This window comes from Rhodococcus sp. O3, assembly GCF_048897285.1.
Classification (GTDB): Bacteria; Actinomycetota; Actinomycetes; order Mycobacteriales; family Mycobacteriaceae; genus Rhodococcus.
Window position 1 is genome coordinate 1 of the sequence record NZ_JBMBTE010000058.1, and the last position, 21,196, is coordinate 21,196.

Here is a 21,196-nt window from a genome sequence, read left to right on the forward strand (position 1 = left end):
CCGGACGCCAGGGGGTCGCCGCCGAGGTCGACGATGCGCCGCTTCTCCGGATCCGACAGCACCTCGTATGCCGCGGAGATCTCCTGGAAGCGCTTCTGCGCCGACTCGTCGGGGTTCACATCCGGGTGATGCTCACGCGCCAGCTTGCGGTACGCGCGCTTGATCTCCTGGTCGGTCGCGTTCTTCGACACGCCGAGCGTCGCGTAGTAGTCCCGTGCCACGTTAGGTTCTCGTCCTTACTTCTCTACACACATGAACGGTGCTCAGCGTTCGCCGAGCACCTCACCGATGTATCTCGCAACGGCCGCGACCGACGCGATGGTTCCCGGATAGTCCATCCGAGTGGGGCCCAGCACACCGAGGCCGCCGAATACGGTACCGGCGGCGCCGTAGCCGGTGGACACCACCGACGTCCCGCGCATCTCCGCGACCTGAGTCTCCTCGCCGATGCGGACGGTCACCCGACCCGCGTCCTGGCTGGCCGCGAGCAACTTGAGCACCACGACCTGCTCCTCGAGGGCCTCGAGGACGGCACGCAGCGACCCGGGCACCCCCGCGTGACCGTCGAAGTCGGCGGCGTTGCGGGTCAGGTTGGCGGTGCCGCCGAGCACGAGGCGCTCCTCGGGATGCTCGACGAGCGTCTCGACGAGGACGGTTGCACAGCGGATCACCGCGTCGCGCAGGTCGTCGGGGGCCTCCTCGGCCAGTTCCGACACGGCGATCGACGCCGCGGCGAGCCGCTTGCCGCACAGCGCCGAGCCGAGCAGATCGCGCAGGCGGGACAGATCCTCGTCGTCGACGACATCGCCGAGTTCGACGATGCGCTGATCGACCCGCCCCGAATCGGTGATGAGCACCAGCAGCAGCCGGGCCGGGGTCAGCGCGACGACCTCGAGGTGACGCACCGACGATGCCGACAGCGTCGGGTACTGCACGACCGCGACCTGCCGGGTGAGCTGCGCGAGCAACCGAACCCCGCGGCGCAGCACGTCGTCGAGATCGACACCGGACTCCAGGAACTGGAGGATCGCGCGACGTTCGGCTGTCGAGAGCGGTTTGACGTCGGCGATCCGGTCGACGAACTGGCGGTATCCCTTGTCGGTGGGCACGCGCCCCGAACTCGTGTGCGGCTGGGTGATGTAACCCTCGGCCTCGAGTACGGCCATGTCGTTGCGGACGGTTGCGCTGGACACGCCCAGGTTGTGCCGCTCGACGAGGGTCTTCGACCCGATCGGCTCCTTGGTGGCGACATAGTCCGCAACGATCGCGCGCAACACCTGGAATCGTCGTTCCTCGGTGCTCGACATCCCCGCCCACCTCCGTATCTGTCGCCACACTTCACGGTTCGGGCCCACGCGCTACCCGCACGCGGCGCCGCGCGCAGTGTGCCTCGTCGTTCCAGTCTAGTCGCCGCTGCGCACTGTCCCGAGGCACTGTCCCGAGGCCGCGGCGGTGCCGCGGGTCCGTCGTACTGTGGATTCATGATTTTCAAGGGTGTCCGGGACGGCAAACCGTATCCCGATCACGGCCTGTCGCTCCGCGACTGGTCTCGGATCCCACCGCGGCAGGTCCGGCTCGACGAGATCGTCACCACCACGAAGGTTCTCGAACTCGATCGGCTGCTGTCGGAGGATTCCACCTTCTACGGCGATCTGTTCCCGCATGCCGTGCAATGGCAGGGCGTCCTGTATCTCGAGGACGGCCTGCATCGCGCGGTGCGGTCGGCGCTGCGCAACCGCACCGTCATGCACGCACGGGTGTTCGACTACGACGCGCTGACTCCGGGCGGTTCACTCGGCCCGGGTGCAGAGATCCCGGGCACAGGGGTTCCGAGTACCGAGGCGAGCTGGATCGACCTCGACACCGGCCTGCCAGACGGGCGAAACGGCAGCTAGGCGACACAGCAGCTAGACGAGGATCGAGCGGACCACCGCGTCGGCGAGGAGCCGGCCCCGATCGGTGAGAACCAGGTGATCTCCGCGCAGATCGGCGAGCCCGTCCGCGACGACCGTCCGTGCGGCGTCCCGTTCCGACGCTCCCAGTGCCGCCCACGGAAGGCCCGTGCGCAACCGGACGGTGAGCATGACGAGTTCGGTGTGGGTGTCCTCGGCGGTGAGTTGCTCGCTGCCGCCGACCGGGAGCCGGCCCTGCGCGAGGGTGTCGGCGTAGCGGGCGGGATGTTTGACGTTCCACCAGCGCACCCCGCCGACGTGGCTGTGCGCGCCGGGGCCTGCGCCCCACCAGTCGCCGCCGTCCCAGTACCCGAGGTTGTGCGCACACCGCGCGGACGGGTCGTCGGCTCGCGCCCAATTGGACACTTCGTACCAGGTCAGCCCGGCTTCCTCGAGCCGCGAATCGATGCGTTCGTAGCGGGCCGCGAGGACGTCGTCGTCGGGTGCGGGCAGTTCCCCGCGGCGCACCTTCCGCGCGAGGGCGGTGCCGTCCTCGACGATCAGCGCGTACGCGGACACATGGTCGACGCCGGCCTCGAGCACGGCGTCGAGTGAGCGGTCGAGGTCCTCGTCGCGTTCGCCGGGGGTGCCGTAGATGAGGTCGAGGTTGACGTGGTCGAACCCGGCGGCGCGGGCCTCCCGGGCCGCCGCGACGGGCCGTCCCGGGGTGTGGGTGCGGTCGAGCACGGCCAGCACGTGCGAGGCGGCGGATTGCATGCCCAGCGACACGCGGGTGTAGCCGGCGTCGCGGATCCGGGCGAAGAACTCGGGTCCGGTGGATTCGGGGTTGGATTCGGTGGTCACCTCGGCGCCGGGGGCGAGCCCGAAGCTGGATCGGACGGCGCCGAGCACGTCGGCGAGGCCGTCCGCGCCGAGCAGCGACGGGGTGCCGCCACCGACGAACACGGTGTTCGCGGCGGGTGCGCCGAGCATGTCCGCGGCGGTGTCGAGTTCACGCCGCAGGCCCGCGAGCCAGGACTGCGGGGACGCCGACGACCCCAGCTCTCCCGCGGTGTACGTGTTGAAGTCGCAGTAGCCGCAGCGGGTCGCGCAGAAGGGCACGTGCACGTACACCCCGAACGGCCGGCTGCCGACTCCGGCGCGGGCCGCGGCCGGGAGTTCGAATCCGTCGTCGGTCGCGGCTGCGTTGCCCGTTCTCGTCTCGCTCACGGCTTCCAGTGTTCCAGAGCCGGGCGGGGCGCCGACCGGCCGCGGTGCGGTGACCTCGGTATTTCCCCCGATTTGGGTGGAAATGTGGTCCAGGATTCGGCTTCGCCCCCGTGACATGGCACAATGGTCGCCATGACCGGACTCGGAGTGCGACTCGTGGCTCGCCGCCACGTCGACTTCAAGCGCGTCTGCGCGTCCTGCTGTCAGCCTTGTGCCGTCTGTTCCTGCGCCGACTGTCGGTAGTCACTCACTGCCGTCGGCCGGCACCACCCCGGCAAGCCCTCAGATCCTGCCGGGTCGAGGCATGTCTGCGCGAAGTACAGCCCACAGCGACGTTCCCGACCCGGTCCCTCGCCAAATCCCAGGAGTCCCTGCATGTCGTCGACCACCGACGTCTCCCCCGCCGGAGATCCCTCCGCTCCCGCACGGCCGCGGGCGGCACGCCCGGCCAAGCGCCGGGCCGAAGGCCAGTGGGCTCTCGGTTACCGCGAGCCGCTCAACGCCAACGAGCAGACCAAGAAGGACGACAATCCGCTCAACGTGCGCCGCCGGATCGAGGAGATCTACGCGCACCAGGGTTTCGACAGCATCGACAAGTCCGATCTGCGCGGCCGGTTCCGCTGGTGGGGTCTCTACACCCAGCGTGAGCAGGGCTACGACGGCACCTACACCGGTGACGAGAACATCGACCTGCTCGAGGCCAAGTACTTCATGATGCGGGTGCGCTGCGACGGCGGCGCGCTCAACGTCGAGCAGGTGCGCACCATCGGCGGCATCTCCACCGAATTCGGCCGCGACACCGCCGACCTGTCCGACCGGCAGAACGTCCAGTACCACTGGATCGAGGTCGAGAACGTCCCGGAGATCTGGCGGCGCCTCGAGTCGGTGGGTCTGAAGACCACCGAGGCGTGCGGCGACTGCCCGCGTGTGGTGCTCGGCTCCCCTCTCGCCGGTGAGTCCCTCGACGAGATCGTCGACGGCACCCCGGCGATCGACGAGATCGTCCGTCGCTACATCGGCGACCCGCAGTACTCGAACCTGCCGCGCAAGTTCAAGACCGCGATCTCCGGCCAGCAGGACGTCGTGCACGAGATCAACGACGTCGCGTTCATCGGCGTCGAGCACCCCGAGCACGGTCCCGGCTTCGACCTGTGGGTCGGCGGCGGCCTGTCCACGAACCCGATGCTCGCGCAGCGGGTCGGCGCCTGGATCCCGCTCGACGAGGTTCCGGACGTGTGGGAAGGCGTCGTCGCGGTGTTCCGCGACTACGGTTACCGCCGGCTGCGGTCCAAGGCCCGCCTGAAGTTCCTCATCAAGGACTGGGGCATCGAGAAGTTCCGCGAAGTTCTCGAGACGGAGTACCTGAAGCGTCCGCTGATCGACGGTCCCGCGCCCGAACAGCCCGCGCGCCCCATCGATCACGTCGGCGTGCAGAAGCTGCGCAACGGCCTCAACGCCGTCGGGTTCTCCCCCATCGCGGGCCGCGTGTCCGGCACCATCCTGACGAAGGTCGCCGACGCGGCCGAGCGGATCGGCTCGGACCGGATCCGTTTCACCCCGTACCAGAAGCTGATCGTCCTCGACGTCGCCGACGACAAGGTCGACGAGCTCATCGCCGAACTCGAACCGCTCGGCCTGCAGGCCCGTCCGTCCGCGTGGCGGCGGAATCTGCTGGCGTGCAGCGGCATCGAGTTCTGCAAGCTGTCGTTCGTCGAGACCCGCAAGCGTTCCCAGGTGCTCGCACCGGAACTCGAGGAGCGGCTCGCGGACATCAACGCGCAGCTCGACGTCCCGATCACCATCAACATCAACGGCTGCCCGAACTCGTGCGGCCGGTCGCAGATCGCGGACATCGGTTTCAAGGGCCAGCTCGTCGACGACGGTGAGGGCAACCAGGTCGAGGGCTACCAGGTGCATCTCGGCGGCAGCCTCGGCCTCGACAGCGGTTTCGGCCGGAAACTGCGGCAGCACAAGGTGAACAGCACCGAGCTCGGCGACTACATCGAGCGAGTGGTGCGCAACTTCGTCAAACAGCGGTCCGAGGGCGAGCGGTTCGCTCAGTGGGCCGTGCGCGCAGAGGAGGCGGACCTTCGATGACCACCACAGAGACCACCGAGGACCTTCGAATTCTCGCCGCGCAGGGGGCAGCGAGCCTCGAAGGTGCCTCGGCCTTGGAATTGCTGCAATGGACCGAAGAGACCTTCGGTTCCGCAGTGAGCGGCGACCGCAGCGGCTACATCGTCGCGTCGAACATGCAGGACGGGGTGCTCGTGCATCTCGCCGCGCAGGTTCGGCCGGGCGTGGACGTGCTGTTCCTCGACACCGGGTACCACTTCGCCGAGACGCTCGGCACCCGGGACGCCGTCGCCCAGGTGTACGGGGTGAATCTCGTCGAGGCGAAGGCGGACCGGTCCGTGGCCGAGCAGGACGAGTTGCTCGGCAAGGATCTGTTCGCGCGTGATCCGAACGAGTGCTGCCGGTTGCGGAAGGTGGTGCCGCTGAAGGAAACCCTGAAGGGTTACCGCGCGTGGGTCACCGGCATCCGCCGGGTCGAGGCCCCGACTCGGGCCAACGCGCCGCTCGTCTCGTTCGACGAGGCGTTCGGGTTGGTGAAGATCAACCCGATCGCCGCGTGGTCGGACGAGGACATGCAGAACTACATCGACGAGCACGGGATTCTCGTCAATCCCCTGGTCGACGAGGGCTATCCGTCCATCGGATGCGCCCCCTGCACCGTCAAACCACTTCCCGGAGCCGATCCGCGCAGCGGACGGTGGGCCGGCCGAGCCAAGACCGAATGCGGGTTGCACTCCTCATGACACTCATCGACACGAACCTTTCGGAATCCCGAATCAAGTTGGACGGCAACAAGTTCGACACCCTCGACGCGCTCGAGTCGGAGGCGATCCACGTCTTCCGTGAGGTCGCCGGCGAGTTCGAACGTCCGGTGATCCTGTTCTCCGGCGGCAAGGACTCGACGGTGCTGCTGCACCTCGCGCTCAAGGCCTTCTGGCCCGCGCCGCTGCCGTTCGCGCTGCTGCACGTCGACACGGGACACAACCTGCCCGAGGTTCTGGCCTTCCGCGACCACGTCGTCGAGAAGTACAACCTGCGCCTGCACGTCGCGAAGGTCGAGGACTACCTCGCCGACGGTCGCCTCACCGAGCGGCCCGACGGAATCCGCAACCCGCTGCAGACCGTTCCGCTGCTCGACGCCATCTCCGAGAACCGCTTCGACGCGGTGTTCGGCGGCGGCCGCCGCGACGAGGAACGCGCCCGCGCCAAGGAGCGGATCTTCTCGCTGCGCAACGCATTCGGGCAGTGGGATCCGAAGCGTCAGCGTCCCGAGCTGTGGAACCTGTACAACGGCAAGCACGCCCCCGGCGAGCACGTCCGGGTGTTCCCGCTCAGCAACTTCACCGAACTCGACATCTGGCGGTACATCGCCCGCGACAACGTCGAGCTCGCGAGCATCTACTACGCGCACCAGCGTCCGGTGTACCGGCGCGACGGCATGTGGATGACCCCCGGCGTGTGGGGCGGTCCCGCCGAGGGCGAGGAGCTCGAGACCCGTTCGGTGCGGTACCGCACCGTCGGCGACGGTTCCACCACCGGCGCGATCCTGTCCGAGGCCTCGACCAACGAGGAGATCCTCGCCGAGGTCGCCGCGTCCCGTCTGACCGAACGCGGTGCGACCCGCGGTGACGACCGAGTTTCCGAAGCGGCCATGGAAGACCGCAAGCGAGAGGGCTATTTCTGATCATGAGCGACCTGCTTCGACTCGCTACAGCGGGCAGCGTCGACGACGGCAAGTCCACCCTGGTGGGCCGCCTGCTGTACGACACCAAGTCCGTCCTGGCCGACCAGATCGACGCGGTCACCCGCGCCTCGGTCGACAAGGGCCTCGACACCCCCGACCTGTCTCTGCTCGTCGACGGCCTGCGCGCCGAACGCGAACAGGGCATCACCATCGACGTCGCCTACCGGTACTTCGCGACCCCGAAGCGCAGCTTCGTGCTCGCGGACACCCCGGGGCATGTCCAGTACACCCGCAACACCGTCTCCGGCGCGTCCACCGCGCAGCTCGTGGTGCTGCTCGTCGACGCCCGCAAGGGTGTGATCTCGCAGACCCGCAAGCATGCCGCCGTCCTCGCGCTGCTCGGTGTGCCGAAACTGGTGCTCGCGGTGAACAAGATCGACCTCGTCGAGGATCCGGCGACGGTGTTCGCGCAGATCTCCGCCGAGTTCAACGAGCTGACCTCGTCGCTGGGCTGGGCGTCCGAGGACGTGCAGGAGATCCCGGTCTCCGCACTGCACGGCGACAACGTCGCGACCCGCTCGGAGAACACCCCGTACTACGACGGCCCGACGCTCATCGAGTACCTCGAGTCCGTCCCCGTCGACGCCGACGTGCACGGCCGTCACGATTCCGGCCTGCGTTTCGCGGTCCAGTACGTGATCCGCCCCCGCACCGCCGAGTACCCCGACTACCGCGGCTACGCCGGGCAGATCGCGTCCGGTTCGGTGCGTCCCGGCGACGAGGTCGTCGTGCTGCCCTCGGGCATCCGCACGACCGTCGAGCGCATCGACACCGCGGACGGCGAACTCGACGTCGCGCATGCGGGTCGCTCGGTCACGCTGATCCTGGCCGACGACGTCGACATCTCCCGCGGTGACCTCATCGCGTCTCCCGAGAAGGCACCCGAGCCGATCGGCGAGTTCGAGGCGACCGTGTGCTGGCTCGCCGAGAAGCCGCTGCGCCCCGGCGCCCGGCTGCTGCTCAAGCACGGCACCCGCACGACCCAGGCCATCGTCGGCACGCTCGAGGAGCGTTTCGACGAGCAGAACCTGACGTCGATCCCCCACCCGGAAACGGTGGAGCTCAACGAGATCGCCCGCATCTCGGTGCGCGTCGCGGAGCCGATCCCGGCCGACGACTACACCGTGAACCGCCGCACCGGCAGCTTCCTGCTCATCGATCCGGCGGGTGGCAACACGCTCGCCGCCGGCCTGGTGGGCAACGGTCTGGCTCAGATCGAGCTCGGGGAACACGTCCCGGCATGATCCCGGTGATCGCCGTCGCGCACGGCAGTCGTGACCCGCGCTCCGCGCAGGCCATGGCTGCCGCACTCGCGGCGTTGCGGGCGCGACGACCCGGCTGGTCCGTGCGCCTGGCGTTCCTGGATCTCAACGCGCCCTCGGTGCGGCAGGCCCTCGACGCCGTCGCCGCCGAGGGGCATCGGCGCGTGGTCGTCGTTCCGCTGTTGCTGGGCAGCGCATTCCACGCGCGCGTGGACCTGCCCGGCATCCTCGCCGACGCCCGCGTCCGGCACCCCCGTCTCGACGTGGTGTGCAGCGACGTCCTCGGTGCCGACCGTCTGCTCACCGCGGCGGCACGGGACAACGTGGCCGCGACCGGCGTCTCGCGCCTCGATCCCTCCGTGGGAATCGCGATGTGCGCGGTCGGTTCACGGCGTCCCGGTGCCGATGCGGCAACCGCCGCCGTCGCGCCGCGACTGCTCGACGGCACCTCCTGGACCCACGTGCGGGCATGTTTCGCGACGTCGGCCCCCGGTGTCGTCGGCGCGCTCACCGAACTCCGCGAGGCCGGTGCCCGCCGGCTGGTCGTCGCGCCGTGGCTGCTCGCTCCCGGTCTCCTGTGGGACCGCGCCTGCGACGCCGCGCGGTTCGCCTTTCCCGACGTCCGGTTCGCCGCTCCCCTCGCCACCGGCGACGCCGTCGGATTCGTCGTCGAGCGTCGGTACCTCGAGGCACTCGCGGACACCGAGCGCACCCAGGTGCTGCGCAGCGCCTGAGCCCGGGCGGCCGCGTGTCGTTCTACCCTGGTTCATCTGCAACGGTTACAACGGATGCCGTTCCCCGTTGCACCGAGGACCAGGAGACTCCCGTGCAGAGCGAATTGCGCCACTACATCGACCGGCTCCGCACCGAGGGGTTCTCCGTGCGCGACGACCACGGCGAAGATCCCGATCTCATCGACATCGACGGCCGCGCCGTCGACACCTGGCGGGAGAACTACCCGTACGACCACCGCATGGACCGCGCGACGTACGAGGTCGAGAAGTACCTGCTGCAGATCGAACTGCTGAAGTTCCAGGCCTGGTCGCTCGAGAACGGTTCCAAGCACATCATCGTGTTCGAGGGTCGTGACGCCGCCGGCAAGGGCGGCACGATCAAACGGTTCCAGGAGTACATCAACGTGCGGCACGCCCGGGTGGTCGCGCTGAGCAAACCCTCCGAACGCGAGAGCGGACAGTGGTACCTGCAGCGATACATCGCGCACTTCCCCACTGCCGGTGAACTGGTGCTGTTCGACCGGTCCTGGTACAACCGCGCGGGTGTCGAGCGGGTGATGGGCTTCTGCACCGACGACGAGTACGAGCGGTTCATGATGCACGTGCCGCTGTTCGAGCAGCTGATCATCGACGCCGGGATCTCCCTGACCAAGTTCTGGTTCTCGGTGACCCGCAACGAGCAGCGCACCCGATTCGCGATCCGCCAGCTCGATCCGGTCCGCCGCTGGAAGCTGTCGAACATGGACCTCGAGTCACTGGACAAGTGGGACAGGTACACCGAGGCGAAGGAGGAGATGTTCCGCCGGACGGACACCGACCACGCGCCGTGGACCACGATCAAGTCCAACGACAAGAAGCGCGCACGCATCAACGCGATGCGGCACTTCCTGAACAGGTTCGACTACGACGACAAGGACCGGCAGGTGGTGTTCGACCCCGACCCGAAGATCGTGCAACGCGGAAAGCACGCCGTCGGAGACTGATCCGCCTCGCGTGCGGGAATGCTGACAAGATCGTGCGATCTGGCTCACACTGGATGGGAGTCCAAGGAGTCACCACCATGAGCACAGCATCGACCAGACGCGGAATCGTGGCGGGCATCGACGGATCGGACAGCTCGCTGGGTGCAGCGCGCTGGGCGGCGTCCGTCGCGCAACGGTTCGGCGAACCTCTCCACCTGCTCCACGTGCAGCCGGACGGACGGTCCGGCAACGACTACGGCGACGCCGAAGGACTCCTCGACGCCGCCGAGACCGCGGTCCGGGCCGGACCCGGTGGAGTCGAGATCGAACGCGAGATCGAGCAAGGCACACCGCAGAAGGTGCTGGTCGAGAAGTCCGGAACAGCCCGCCTGATCGTGCTCGGTCATCTGACGACGAGCGAGATGCAGTCGATGTTCCACGGCTCCGACGTCGTCTACACGACCAATCACGCGAAGTGCCCGGTCGTGTCGTGGCGGGGTGAACCCGCCCCCGAGGCGGTCAACGGTCGTCCCGTGGCCGTCGGGGTCGACGGCAGTGAGCTCAGCGCCAAGGCGATCGAGCACGCCTTCGAGTTCGCGTCGTTCGTCGGTGCCCCCCTGGTCGCCGTCCACAGCTGGACCGAACAGTCCACCCTCACCTACGGGGAGGGTTCCCGGTTCATCGACTGGGACGACTACGTGAAACAGCAGACCGCATTGGTGGCCGAGAGCCTTGCCGGATGGCGGAGCCGCTATCCGGAGGTCGAGGTCACGCACAGCGTCGAGCGCGGCAAGCCGGAGGAGGCGCTGCTCGAGCATTCCGCGCGGTCGCAGCTGGTCGTCGTCGGCAGCCACGGCCGCAACCCCATGACCGCTGCGGTTCTCGGATCCACCAGCCAGTCGTTGCTGCACCACGCCCTGTGCCCGGTCCTGGTCGCCCGGGAGGGCTGACCGGACCGGGACGGCGATCGTCAGACCCCGGCCACCACGATCTCGTCGAGGGCCGGCGGCCGGGTGGCGCGCGCGTAGACGGTCTCACCCGGACGCAGACCCAGGGCCTGCGCGTCGCCGCGCGTGACCTGCGCGGTGAACGATTCGCCGGTGGCTTCGTTGTGCAGTTCCACCCGCACCTCGAATCCGAGGTGCACGACCCGTTCGACGGTCGCGCGGGTGATGCCCAGCGACTCGGCGGTGCCCTCGCTCCGGGCCTCGGCGAGCTCCGGGGTGCGGCCGAGCCGGATGTCGTGCGGCCGCACCAGCTGCCCGTTGAGCTTGGAGACGCTGCCGAGGAACGACATCACGAAGTCGTTGTCGGGACGATCGTAGAGATCCTCGGGCGTCCCGACCTGCTCGATCCGGCCCCGGTTGAGGACCGCGATACGGTCGGCGATGTCGAGCGCTTCCTCCTGGTCGTGGGTGACCAGCACGGTCGTCACGTGCACCTCGTCGTGCAGCCGGCGCAGCCAGGTGCGCAGGTCGGCACGGACCTTCGCGTCGAGCGCACCGAACGGCTCGTCGAGCAGCAACACCTGCGGGTCGACGGCGAGCGCGCGGGCCAGGGCCATGCGCTGACGCTGACCGCCGGACAGCTGCGCCGGGTAGCGCTGCTGGAATCCGTCGAGCCCGACGATCTCGAGCAGCTCCCCCACCTTCCTGTCGATCTCGGCCTTCGGGCGCTTGCGGATCTTCAGGCCGAACGCGACGTTCTCCCGCACCGTCATGTGCTTGAACGCGGCGTAGTGCTGGAACACGAACCCGATGTCGCGCTTCTGCGGCGTCACGTCGGTGACGTCCTTGCCCGCGATGTGCACGGTGCCGGAGTCGAGGGTCTCGAGACCCGCGATCGAACGCAGCAGCGTCGACTTGCCGGAGCCGGACGGGCCGAGCAGCGCGGTCAGCGAACCGGAGGGAATCTCGATGTCGACGTTGTCGAGCGCCGCGAAATCCCCGTAGTTCTTGCGGGCCCCGGTGACGGTGATCATTTGTCGGCACTCCTCTTGCGGTCGAGCAGGGTCATCAGCAGCAGCACGAGCACGGCGATGGCCATGAGCAGGGTCGCGGCACTGTAGGCACCGAAGGTGTTGTGGTCGTCGATGTACCGGGCGTGCACCAGCAGCGTCAACGTCTGGGAGACGCCCGGGAACCCGGACGACACCATGATGACCGCACCGAATTCGCCGAGTGCGCGGGCGACGGTGAGTACGATGCCGTAGGTCAGGCCCCAGCGGATGGCCGGCAGCGTGATCCGCCAGAACGTCTGCCACGCGCTCGCACCGAGGGTGGCGGCGGCCTGTTCCTGTTCCTCGCCGATCTCGTGCAGGACCGGTTCGACCTCGCGCACCACGAACGGCAACGTCACGAAAATCGTGGCGATGACCATGCCGGGCAGGCCGAAGATCACCTTGAAGCCGAGGGACTCGAGGCCGCCGAACCAGCCGCCGGCGCCCCACAACATGATCAGGGCGACACCGACCACGATCGGTGACACCGCGAACGGCAGGTCCACGACCGACTGCAGCAGACCGCGGCCCGGGAAGCGGCCGCGCACGAGCGCGAGCGCGACGACGATGCCGAAGACGACGTTGAGCGGCACCACGATCGCGACGATGAGCAGCGACAGGTTCAGTGCCGAGATCGCGGCCGGCGTGCTGATCGACTCGACGAACGCGATGATGCCGTTCTCGAACGTGCGGTACAGGATGACGCCGATCGGCACGAGCAACAGGAAGAAGAGATAGCCCAGCGCGACGGTGCGCAGCGAGATCCGGGTGAATGCGGAGAGTTTCACGCGTCGTTCTCCTCTCGGCGCCGGCCGCGGTTCGCGACGACCCGCAGCACGAACAGCGCGACGAACGCGATGACCAGCAGAGCGACCGACACGGCAGCGGCGTTGACTGGGCGGTCGATCTCGATCTGCTGCTGGATGTACTGCGACGCCATCTGCGTCTTGTACGGGATGTTGCCGCCGATGAGCACGATCGAGCCGTATTCGCCGATGGCGCGGGCGAATGCGAGACCGGCACCGCTGAGGATGGCGGGACCGAGCGTCGGCAGGACGACGGAACGGAAGATGGTGAAATTGTCGGCACCGAGCGACGCCGCCGCCTCCTCGACCTCCCGGTCGGTTTCGAGCAGCACCGGTTGCACGGCCCGGACCACGAACGGCAGCGTCACGAACGCGAGCGCGATGATCAGACCGGGTTGGGTTGCGTTCAGGTGCAGGCCGATCGGGCTCATCGGTCCGTACAGCGACAGCAGCACAATGCTGGCGACGATCGTGGGCAGCGCGAACGGCAGGTCGATCAGCGCGTTGACGACCTTCTTGCCGGGGAACTCGTCGCGCACCAGCACCCAGGCGATGAGGGTTCCCATCACCGCGTTGATCAGGGCGACGATCACGGACACGACGACGGTGATCCGCAGCGTGGCCAGTGCGGCCGGGGCGGTGACGGCGTCGACGAAGCCGGACACCCCGTCGGCGAACGCGTGGGTGGTCAGTGCCGCGAGGGGCAGCAGGACGATGATGCTCAGCCACAGGGTGGCCACGCCGATGCCGAGTGGGCCGACCGCTCCGGTGAAGGCGAACAGCGGCTTCCGGCGGCGCACCACCGGGGCGGGAGCCGATGCTCCCGCCCCGGGGCGTGTCTCGGTGGTACTCACGGAACGGGCCTACTTCGTGGCGTTGTCGTAGATCACGGCGATCGAGCCGGTGCCCTGCTTGAACAGGTCGGCGTCGACGGTGGACCAGCCGCCGAGGTCTGCGATGGTCCACAGCTTCTGCGGCTGCGGGAAGTCGGCCGCGAACTCCTCGGCGACGGCCGGGTCGACCGGGCGGAATCCGGCCTGCGCCCACAGGCGCTGTCCCTCGGTGGTGTACAGGAAGTCGTTGAAAGCCTGGGCCTTGTCCGCGTTCGGGGAGTTCGTCAGCACCGCGGCGGGGTTCTCGATCTTGAACGTGATCGGCGGGGTGACGTGCTCGACGGGATCTCCGTTGCGTTCGGCGAACAGGGCCTCGTTCTCGTAGCTGAGCAGCACGTCGCCGGAGCCCTGCAGGAACGCCTCGGTCGCTTCGCGGCCGGACTTCGGCTGGATCTTGACGTGCTCGGTCACGAGCTCGTTGACGAAGTCGAGGCCGGCCTGGGGGTTGGCCCCGCCTTCGCTCTTCGCGGCGTACGGCGCGAGCAGGTTCCACTTGGCCGATCCGGAGCTGAACGGGTTGGGGGTCACGACCTCGAGACCCGGCTGGAGCAGGTCGTCCCAGTCCGTGATGTTCTTCGGGTTGCCCTCGCGGACCACGATCGTCACGACGGAGCCGAAGGGAATGCCGTTGTAGGCGCCGGTGTTCCAGTCCGGGTCGACGAGACCCGCGTCGACGAGGCGGGTGATGTCGGGTTCGACGGAGAAGTTGACGAAGTCGGCAGCCGCGCCGTCCTTGACCTTGCGCGACTGGTCGCCGGAGGCGCCGTAGGACTGCTGGAAGGCGACGCCCTCGCCCTCGTCGGTGGCGTTGAATGCGGGGATGAGCAGGTCGAAGCCGGGCTTCGGGACCGCGTACGCGTACAGGTTGACGGTGCCGCCGGAGCCGTCCGCAACGCTGTCCTCACCGCCGACGGTGTCGCTCGCGCCGCCCGCGCAAGCGGACAGGACGGTCGCGGTGGCTGCCGCGAGGGCCGCGTACACGAGGGCAGAACGTTTCTTCATGGAACAGGGGCCTTCCTACAGGAACGGTGTACGGAGGTGGTAACCCGCAGAAATCGGCACCGGAAGGCTCCGTGCGCGCTGCCCGAGGCGTCCGGCGGAAACCGGGAATCGGCACACGGAAGATCGATCGATATTGCCCGGAAGCCGGTGCGGCGATGCCGCGGGTCGGGAAGGATCGATCAGCGACAACAGCTGACGTCGGCAACCGACAAGCTGCCGACAGCGATCAGCGCCAGCTCGTGGCGCACGCGGGGCAGTGTGGTTACGGACACGCCGGAGACTCTAGCAGAGCCGCCGATCAGGCCCGATCGCATGGTCAGCGGGTGAGGAACCAGGCGACGACGACGATGGCGAGCAGCGCGATCAGCGCCAGGGTCACGCGTGAGCGCGGCATGTCAGCGGTCCTTCGTCGTCGGTTCGGTCGTCGTCGGTTCGGTTGGCATCGGTTCGGTCGTCACGGGTACGGGCACATCGTGTTCGCGACGTCCGACGGCCGCGAACACCGCTGCGAGAACACGGTCGAGCAGCCAGGCCGCGCCGGCGCACAGCGGCACCATCACGAGCAGTACCAGTGCGGCCTGCGGCACGAAGGACAGTCCGGCGAGCCACAGCTCGAATCCGTCCCACCACGATGCCACCCGGTCCACGCACCCACCTTAGACGGCGGGTCCACGACCACCGAATCCTCGGCCGTTCCCCGTGCAGACGGAACGCGCCGGATCGAGAATTGTGTGATGGGAGCCACGATCGACTTCGACGACCCCGATCCCGACGACCGGCCGCCGCCGATACTCCACCGCAGCCCGTATCCGCCGATCGACGACTACGCGTTCCTGTCGGACTGCGAGACGACCTGCCTGGTCGCCCGCAACGGTGCCGTCGAGTGGATGTGCCTGCCCCGGCCGGATTCGCCGAGCGTGTTCGGTTCGATCCTCGACCGCAGCGCGGGGCATTTCCGGATCGGCCCGCACGGACACACCGTGCCCGCCGCGCGCCGCTACCTTCCCGGTGGGCTGATTCTCGAGACCACCTGGCAGACCGAGACCGGCTGGATCGTGGTGCGCGACGCGCTGGTGATGGGTCCGTGGCACGCGGTCGACGACCGGTCGCGCACGCATCGCCGGACGCCACCGGACTGGGATGCCGAGCACGTGCTGCTGCGCACCATCCGCTGCGTGAGCGGCACCGTGGAGTTCGAGATGAGCTGCGAGCCGGCGTTCGACTACAACCGGGAGTCCGCGATGTGGGAGTACACCGGCAAGGTGTACGAGGAGGCGACCGCGCGCTGCCGCCCGGAAACGGCCGGTTCGCATCCGGAACTTCGCCTGACGACCGATATGCGCCTGGGTCTCGAAGGACGTGAGGCACGCGCTCGCACCAGGATGTACAAGGGCGACAGTGTGTTCGTGGCCCTGTCCTGGTCCGACCACCCGGCTCCGAAGACGTTCGCGGAGGCTGCCGCGAAAATGGCCGCCACCGCAGACTTCTGGCGCGAGTGGATCACCACCGGCCGATTCCCGGATCATCCGTGGCGCAGCTATCTGCAGCGCAGTGCGCTGACGTTGAAGGGCCTGACGTATGCGCCGACCGGGGCACTGCTCGCGGCGTCGACCACCTCGTTGCCGGAAACTCCCGGCGGTGAACGCAACTGGGACTACCGCTACGCGTGGGTGCGTGATTCGACGTTCGCTCTGTGGGGCCTGTACACGCTGGGACTCGACCGGGAGGCCGACGATTTCTTCTCGTTCATCTCCGACGCGAGCCGTGACCAGCACGGCGTTCCCCGTCCGCTCCAGGTGATGTACGGGGTCGGTGGGGAACGCACTCTCGAGGAATCCGAACTCGACCACATGTGCGGATACGACGAGGCCAGGCCGGTGCGGATCGGCAACGGCGCCTATCACCAGTCCCAGCACGACATCTGGGGCACCATGCTCGATTCGGTGTACCTCCACGTCAAATCCCGTGAGCACGTGCCCGATTCGCTGTGGCCGCTGCTCAAGCGCCAGGTGGAGGAGGCGTTGAAGCACTGGCGGGAACCCGACCGCGGAATCTGGGAGGTACGCGGCGAACCCCAGCACTTCGTCTCGTCGAAGGTGATGTGCTGGGTCGCCCTCGACCGCGGCGCGAAACTCGCTGCGATGCAGGGCGAGAAGAGCTACGCGATGCAGTGGCAGAAGATGGCCGACGAGATCAAGGCCGACGTCCTCGCGCACGGCGTCGACGAACGCGGGGTGTTCACCCAGCGGTACGGGCATCCGTCGCTGGATGCGTCGGCGCTGCTGATTCCACTGCTACGGTTCCTGCCTGCCGACGACCCGCGGGTCCGAGCGACGGTTCTGGCCATCGCCGACGAACTCACAGAGCACGGCCTGGTGCTGCGCTACCGGGTCGAGACCACCGACGACGGCCTTGCCGGCGAGGAGGGCACCTTCACGATCTGTTCGTTCTGGCTGGTGTCGGCACTGGTCGAGATCGGCGAGGTGGAGCGGGCCCGCGCGCTGTGCGAGCGGTTGCTCGGCTTCGCCAGCCCGCTCGAGCTCTATGCCGAGGAGATCGATCCGCACACCGGCCGTCACCTGGGCAACTTCCCGCAGGCGTTCACACACCTGGCGCAGATCAACGCGGTGGTACACGTCATCCGCGCGGAGGAGCAGATTCAGACCGGCGCGTTCCACCCCGCCCATCTCCACCCGTCCTGATCTCAGGCGCCGGCGATCGCCTCGAGCTGCGGCCGGATGGTGTCGAGGGCGTAGCCGATGGACAGCGACGAGGGCGTGTTGAACGCGGCAACGGTCGGGTAGTCGACGACGGCGAGACCCCCACCGGTGACCGCGGGCAGGTCGGCGAAGCCGGGCAGCGCCATCAGATCCTGTTCGGTCCCGCCGTTCGGCAGGATGATCAGCAGGTCCGCGACGAGCGCGTCGACCCGCTCGGGACTGAACATCAGACGGCCCTGGCTGACCCCTGCCTCCTCCACGAGAGACGGCGGCAGCGTCATGCCCAGCTGCTCGAACAGCGCGGCGGCGCCGTCCTCGGGGTCCGCGACGACGACGAATTGTCCCTGCCCGAACACGTACTGGGACAGCACCCCGGTCCGGCCCGCAAGCCCCGGCAGGGCGGCCTCCGCGATCTCGGCCTCACGATCGGAGATGATCTTCTCCGCGTCGTCGCTGCGCCCGAGGATCTCGCCGAGCACACGGACCTGCTCGTCCCAGCGGTCGACTCCGGTGTCGCTCAGCGGCGCGACCGTCGGCGCGACCGCGGACAGCGTGTCGAAGTCGGCCTCGGAATCGACGAGCCACGAACCGAGTACGAGATCGGGTTGCAGCGAGGCGATCTGCTCGACGGGGAGGTCGCCGCCGGTCAGGAGGGAGACGTCGTCGAGTGCGACCGCGTCGGCGGCGACGTCCTGCTGCCACGGGTACAGGCCGCGCTCGTCGCCCATGCTGCCGGCGCTGAGGTACGCCACCGGCTGGATTCCGAATTCGAGCAGTGCGTCGACCCACTGCCCCGAGGTGGCGACGATGCGCTCGGGTGTGCCGTCGAGGGTCGTGGTGCCGAAGACGTGCTCGACGGTGAGGGACTCCTCCGACGTCGTCCCGGTCGTGTCCTCGTCGCTCGCACAACCGGCGACGAGGACGGTCGCGACGGCGGCGGCCAGTGCGAATCGAACCCTCATGAAGCCCTCCCCCATCCTCCAGAATTTAGGGAAGGCTACCTTACGTCGCGAGGGTGAGGCTATTGCTTGGGGAATCGGGCGAGCAGCGTCTCCGCCTGCGCCGCGATGTCCCGGATGACGTCCCCGGCCGGCCGCTGCTCCCGAACGAGACCCGCCGCCTCCCCCGCGTACACGACCCCGACCTCCGGATCGTCGGCGACGTACGCGTCGGCGAGGGTCTGCTCGTCCGCGCCGCGCCCGTGCCAGTTCGCGGTGAAGTCGTTGGTGAGCGCACGCCCGCCCCACCGCTCCGGCCACGGCATGTGCCGCGCCTTGTCGAAGATGTCGGTGTAGACGGTGTCGCCGCTGCCGGCGTCGACCAGCTTCTGCCGGGCATAGGCCGGGCCGACGGTCTCCGGACTGGCCAGCAGGGCCGTACCGACGTACGCGCCCTCGGCGCCGGCCGCGAGCACCGCCGCCAGACCGCGGCCCGATGCGATCCCGCCCGCCGCGAGCACCGGCAGCGATGTCGACTCGAGAACCTCCTGCAGCAGCGGCAGCGTCCCGACCCGGCCGGTGTGTCCGCCCGCCTCGTGGCCCTGCGCAACCACCGCGTCGACTCCCGCGGCCTCGACGACCCGCAGATCGTCGATCGAGTTGATCTGCGAGATGGCCAGCGCCCCGGCGTCGTGCACGCGTTGCACGTAGGGCGCGGGATCGCCGAACGACAGCGACACCACCCGCGGCCGCAGGTCGAGCACGGTACCGAGGAGCGTGGCGTCGTCGGCCAGGGACCAGGTCATCAGACCGAACCCGAGCAGTCCCCCACCGATTTCCCGCGCCGTCTGTGCCTCGGCCTCGAGCCATTCGGCGGTGTGGAAGCGGGCCGCGCCGATCAGGCCGATACCGCCGGCGCGGGTGACCGCCCCGGCCAGGGCCCCACCGGCCCGTCCTACCATCGGCGCCCCGACGAGCGGAACGGTGATTCCGAGTTCACGGGTGAGCCAGGTGTCGAGCACGGTGGGTTCCTTCCGGTGGGGTGGCGCCTACTTCTTGGGCTTGTCGGACGCAGCCTCCGACGACAACGCCGCGACGAAGGCCTCCTGCGGCACGTCGACGCGACCGATCGTCTTCATGCGCTTCTTGCCTTCCTTCTGCTTCTCGAGCAGCTTGCGCTTACGGCTGATGTCGCCGCCGTAGCACTTGGCGAGCACGTCCTTGCGGATGGCGCGGATGTTCTCGCGCGCGATGATCTTCGATCCGATCGCGGCCTGCACCGGCACCTCGAACTGCTGGCGCGGGATGAGCTCCTTGAGCTTCGTGGTCATCTTGTTGCCGTACGCGGCCGCGGCGTCCTTGTGCACGATCGCACTGAACGCGTCGACGGCCTCGCCCTGCAGCAGGATGTCGACCTTCACCAGCGCAGCCTGCTGCTCGCCGGCCTCCTCGTAGTCGAGGCTCGCGTAGCCGCGGGTCCGGGACTTCAGCGAGTCGAAGAAGTCGAAGATGATCTCGGCCATCGGCAGCGTGTAGCGCAGCTCGACGCGGGTCTCGGACAGGTAGTCCATGCCGCCGAGCTCGCCGCGGCGGCTCTGGCACAGCTCCATGATCGAGCCGATGAACTCGCTCGGCGCGATGATCGTGCACTTGACGATCGGCTCGTAGATCTCGCGGGCCTTGCCCTCGGGCCAGTAGGACGGGTTGGTGACGATGTGTTCCTGGCCGCCCTCGAGGACGACGCGGTACACGACGTTCGGTGCCGTCGAGATCAGGTCGAGGCCGAACTCACGCTCGAGCCGTTCGCGGGTGATCTCCATGTGCAGCAGGCCGAGGAAGCCGCAGCGGAAGCCGAAACCGAGCGCGACGGAGGTCTCCGGCTCGTAGGTCAGCGCCGCGTCGTTGAGCTGCAGCTTGTCGAGGGCATCGCGCAGGTCCGGATAGTCGGAGCCGTCCACCGGGTACAGACCCGAGTAGACCATCGGGCGCGGCTCGCGGTAACCGGTGAGCGGTTCGGTCGCGCCGTTGCGCGCGGTCGTCACGGTGTCGCCGACCTTCGACTGGCGCACGTCCTTCACGCCGGTGATGAGGTAGCCCACCTCGCCGACGCCGAGCCCGGCCGTCGCCTTCGGTTCGGGCGAGACGATGCCGACCTCCAGCAGTTCGTGGGTCGCACCGGTCGACATCATCTTGATCTTCTCGCGCGGCACGATCTTGCCGTCGACGACACGGACGTACGTGACGACGCCGCGGTAGGTGTCGTACACCGAGTCGAAGATCATGGCTCGGGCCGGCGCGTCCGGGTCACCGACGGGCGGCGGGACCTGCCGGATCACCTCGTCGAGCAGTTCGGCCACACCCACACCGGTCTTGCCGGACACGCGCAGCACGTCGTCGGGTTCGCAGCCGATGATGTTGGCGATCTCCGCGGCGTAGCGGTCGGGATCGGCGGCGGGCAGGTCGATCTTGTTGAGGACCGGGATGATCGTCAGGTCCTTGTCGAGCGCGAGGTAGAGGTTCGCGAGGGTCTGCGCCTCGATCCCCTGCGCCGCGTCGACGAGCAGCACCGCGCCCTCACAGGCCTCGAGCGCGCGGGACACCTCGTAGGTGAAGTCGACGTGCCCGGGCGTGTCGATCAGGTGCATGACGAATTCTTCGTCGCCGACCTTCCAGGGCAGCCGCACGTTCTGCGCCTTGATGGTGATGCCGCGTTCGCGCTCGATGTCCATCCGGTCGAGGTACTGCGCGCGCATGGCGCGTTCCTCGACGACACCGGTGAGCTGCAGCATCCGGTCGGCGAGGGTGGACTTGCCGTGATCGATGTGCGCGATGATGCAGAAGTTCCGGATCTTCGACGGATCCGTGAACGTCTTTTCCGCAAAGTTGCTGCTCAAACCGTGTTCCCTCGTCTCACTCGCACACCGACACCGACCGGGTC

20 protein-coding genes and 1 pseudogene are annotated in these 21,196 nt (G+C 68.4%); 9 read left to right on the forward strand and 12 right to left on the reverse strand.

Going from position 1 to position 21,196, the window contains the following annotated elements; translation table 11 throughout:
• Both ACN675_RS16895 and hrcA read right to left on the reverse strand, forming a co-directional pair.
• Positions 1-221: DnaJ domain-containing protein (locus ACN675_RS16895; RefSeq protein ID WP_420751935.1), on the reverse strand; the 221-nt coding region annotated here is incomplete at its 3' end.
• Positions 222-263: 42 nt separating this feature from the next.
• Positions 264-1,307: a heat-inducible transcriptional repressor HrcA gene (gene hrcA / locus ACN675_RS16900; RefSeq protein ID WP_420751936.1), complete on the reverse strand. Its 1,044-nt coding sequence runs from the start codon at positions 1,305-1,307 to the stop codon at positions 264-266.
• Between the two features lie 174 nt (positions 1,308-1,481).
• Between hrcA and ACN675_RS16905 the strand changes: the two are divergent.
• Positions 1,482-1,787 (forward strand): annotated as a pseudogene (locus ACN675_RS16905) (type II toxin-antitoxin system VapB family antitoxin); the annotation flags it as partial.
• Positions 1,788-1,907: 120 nt separating this feature from the next.
• Here the strand turns inward: ACN675_RS16905 and hemW are convergent.
• Positions 1,908-3,131 carry a radical SAM family heme chaperone HemW gene (hemW, locus tag ACN675_RS16910; RefSeq protein ID WP_420751964.1) on the reverse strand — a complete coding sequence of 408 codons (1,224 nt, stop codon included), beginning with the start codon at positions 3,129-3,131 and terminating at the stop codon, positions 1,908-1,910.
• 366 nt (positions 3,132-3,497) lie between these two features.
• Between hemW and ACN675_RS16915 the strand changes: the two genes are divergently transcribed.
• The 7 genes from ACN675_RS16915 (at position 3,498) to ACN675_RS16945 (ending at position 10,850) form a co-directional block, all read left to right on the forward strand.
• Positions 3,498-5,219 carry a nitrite/sulfite reductase gene (locus tag ACN675_RS16915; protein ID WP_420751937.1) on the forward strand — a complete coding sequence of 574 codons (1,722 nt, stop codon included), beginning with the start codon at positions 3,498-3,500 and terminating at the stop codon, positions 5,217-5,219.
• Positions 5,216-5,941: a phosphoadenylyl-sulfate reductase gene (locus tag ACN675_RS16920; protein ID WP_420751938.1), complete on the forward strand. Its 726-nt coding sequence runs from the start codon at positions 5,216-5,218 to the stop codon at positions 5,939-5,941. The genes ACN675_RS16915 and ACN675_RS16920 overlap by 4 nt, the downstream gene beginning before the upstream one ends.
• Complete coding sequence (cysD, locus tag ACN675_RS16925) at positions 5,938-6,882, forward strand: sulfate adenylyltransferase subunit CysD (protein WP_420751939.1); 945 nt, start codon at positions 5,938-5,940, stop codon at positions 6,880-6,882. Before ACN675_RS16920 ends, cysD begins: the two co-directional genes overlap by 4 nt.
• A gap of 2 nt (positions 6,883-6,884) precedes the next feature.
• Positions 6,885-8,186: a sulfate adenylyltransferase subunit 1 gene (locus ACN675_RS16930; RefSeq protein ID WP_420751940.1), complete on the forward strand. Its 1,302-nt coding sequence runs from the start codon at positions 6,885-6,887 to the stop codon at positions 8,184-8,186.
• Positions 8,183-8,938 carry a sirohydrochlorin chelatase gene (locus ACN675_RS16935; RefSeq protein ID WP_420751941.1) on the forward strand — a complete coding sequence of 252 codons (756 nt, stop codon included), beginning with the start codon at positions 8,183-8,185 and terminating at the stop codon, positions 8,936-8,938. Before ACN675_RS16930 ends, ACN675_RS16935 begins: the two co-directional genes overlap by 4 nt.
• Before the next feature lie 92 nt (positions 8,939-9,030).
• Positions 9,031-9,921: a polyphosphate kinase 2 gene (gene ppk2, locus ACN675_RS16940; RefSeq protein ID WP_420751942.1), complete on the forward strand. Its 891-nt coding sequence runs from the start codon at positions 9,031-9,033 to the stop codon at positions 9,919-9,921.
• A gap of 77 nt (positions 9,922-9,998) precedes the next feature.
• Positions 9,999-10,850, forward strand: a complete 852-nt coding sequence (locus tag ACN675_RS16945) for a universal stress protein (protein ID WP_420751943.1) — start codon at positions 9,999-10,001, stop codon at positions 10,848-10,850.
• A gap of 20 nt (positions 10,851-10,870) precedes the next feature.
• Here the strand turns inward: ACN675_RS16945 and ACN675_RS16950 are convergent, their stop codons facing one another.
• From ACN675_RS16950 to ACN675_RS16975, 6 genes are all read right to left on the reverse strand, one after another.
• Positions 10,871-11,881, reverse strand: coding sequence for a sulfate/molybdate ABC transporter ATP-binding protein (locus ACN675_RS16950; RefSeq protein WP_420751944.1), 1,011 nt, complete (start codon positions 11,879-11,881; stop codon positions 10,871-10,873).
• Positions 11,878-12,687 (reverse strand): sulfate ABC transporter permease subunit CysW, encoded by an 810-nt coding sequence (gene cysW / locus ACN675_RS16955; RefSeq protein WP_420751945.1) that lies wholly within the window; start codon positions 12,685-12,687, stop codon positions 11,878-11,880. The genes ACN675_RS16950 and cysW overlap by 4 nt, the downstream gene beginning before the upstream one ends.
• Complete coding sequence (gene cysT / locus ACN675_RS16960; protein ID WP_420751965.1) at positions 12,684-13,508, reverse strand: sulfate ABC transporter permease subunit CysT; 825 nt, start codon at positions 13,506-13,508, stop codon at positions 12,684-12,686. The genes cysW and cysT overlap by 4 nt, the downstream gene beginning before the upstream one ends.
• A 60-nt stretch (positions 13,509-13,568) precedes the next feature.
• Entirely contained in the window at positions 13,569-14,600 is a 1,032-nt protein-coding gene (locus ACN675_RS16965) for a sulfate ABC transporter substrate-binding protein (RefSeq protein ID WP_420751946.1), read from the reverse strand.
• 179 nt (positions 14,601-14,779) lie between these two features.
• Positions 14,780-14,914 (reverse strand): Ms4533A family Cys-rich leader peptide, encoded by a 135-nt coding sequence (locus tag ACN675_RS16970; protein WP_420751947.1) that lies wholly within the window; start codon positions 14,912-14,914, stop codon positions 14,780-14,782.
• Positions 14,915-14,995: 81 nt separating this feature from the next.
• Positions 14,996-15,247, reverse strand: a complete 252-nt coding sequence (locus ACN675_RS16975) for a hypothetical protein (protein WP_420751948.1) — start codon at positions 15,245-15,247, stop codon at positions 14,996-14,998.
• 87 nt (positions 15,248-15,334) lie between these two features.
• Here ACN675_RS16975 and ACN675_RS16980 point away from each other — a divergent pair, with 87 nt between their 5' ends.
• Positions 15,335-17,302 carry a glycoside hydrolase family 15 protein gene (locus ACN675_RS16980; protein WP_420751949.1) on the forward strand — a complete coding sequence of 656 codons (1,968 nt, stop codon included), beginning with the start codon at positions 15,335-15,337 and terminating at the stop codon, positions 17,300-17,302.
• A gap of 2 nt (positions 17,303-17,304) precedes the next feature.
• On the opposite strand, the gene ACN675_RS16985 is transcribed toward ACN675_RS16980, so the two are convergent.
• The 3 genes from ACN675_RS16985 to lepA are packed head-to-tail and all read right to left on the reverse strand — an operon-like array spanning position 17,305 to position 21,152.
• A complete protein-coding gene (locus ACN675_RS16985; protein WP_420751950.1) occupies positions 17,305-18,282 on the reverse strand; it encodes an ABC transporter substrate-binding protein in 978 nt (325 codons plus the stop codon).
• Between the two features lie 59 nt (positions 18,283-18,341).
• On the reverse strand, positions 18,342-19,280 hold the full coding sequence (locus ACN675_RS16990; protein WP_420751951.1) for an NAD(P)H-dependent flavin oxidoreductase: 939 nt from the start codon (positions 19,278-19,280) through the stop codon (positions 18,342-18,344).
• A 27-nt stretch (positions 19,281-19,307) separates the two neighbouring features.
• Positions 19,308-21,152 carry a translation elongation factor 4 gene (lepA, locus tag ACN675_RS16995; RefSeq protein ID WP_420751952.1) on the reverse strand — a complete coding sequence of 615 codons (1,845 nt, stop codon included), beginning with the start codon at positions 21,150-21,152 and terminating at the stop codon, positions 19,308-19,310.
• Between the last annotated feature and the right edge of the window lie 44 nt (positions 21,153-21,196).

Excerpts from the sequence above, each read along its gene's own strand:
- ACN675_RS16920 (WP_420751938.1), top strand. The coding sequence starts at position 5,216 with ATGACCACCACAGAGACCACCGAGGACCTTCGAATTCTCGCCGCGCAG.
- ACN675_RS16985 (WP_420751950.1), bottom strand. The coding sequence starts at position 18,282 with ATGAGGGTTCGATTCGCACTGGCCGCCGCCGTCGCGACCGTCCTCGTC.
- ACN675_RS16930 (WP_420751940.1), top strand. The coding sequence starts at position 6,885 with ATGAGCGACCTGCTTCGACTCGCTACAGCGGGCAGCGTCGACGACGGC.
- ACN675_RS16945 (WP_420751943.1), top strand. The coding sequence starts at position 9,999 with ATGAGCACAGCATCGACCAGACGCGGAATCGTGGCGGGCATCGACGGA.
- cysD (WP_420751939.1), top strand. The coding sequence starts at position 5,938 with ATGACACTCATCGACACGAACCTTTCGGAATCCCGAATCAAGTTGGAC.
- ACN675_RS16970 (WP_420751947.1), bottom strand. The coding sequence starts at position 14,914 with ATGCGATCGGGCCTGATCGGCGGCTCTGCTAGAGTCTCCGGCGTGTCC.
- hrcA (WP_420751936.1), bottom strand. The coding sequence starts at position 1,307 with ATGTCGAGCACCGAGGAACGACGATTCCAGGTGTTGCGCGCGATCGTT.
- ACN675_RS16950 (WP_420751944.1), bottom strand. The coding sequence starts at position 11,881 with ATGATCACCGTCACCGGGGCCCGCAAGAACTACGGGGATTTCGCGGCG.
- ACN675_RS16980 (WP_420751949.1), top strand. The coding sequence starts at position 15,335 with ATGGGAGCCACGATCGACTTCGACGACCCCGATCCCGACGACCGGCCG.
- ACN675_RS16915 (WP_420751937.1), top strand. The coding sequence starts at position 3,498 with ATGTCGTCGACCACCGACGTCTCCCCCGCCGGAGATCCCTCCGCTCCC.
- ACN675_RS16965 (WP_420751946.1), bottom strand. The coding sequence starts at position 14,600 with ATGAAGAAACGTTCTGCCCTCGTGTACGCGGCCCTCGCGGCAGCCACC.
- ACN675_RS16935 (WP_420751941.1), top strand. The coding sequence starts at position 8,183 with ATGATCCCGGTGATCGCCGTCGCGCACGGCAGTCGTGACCCGCGCTCC.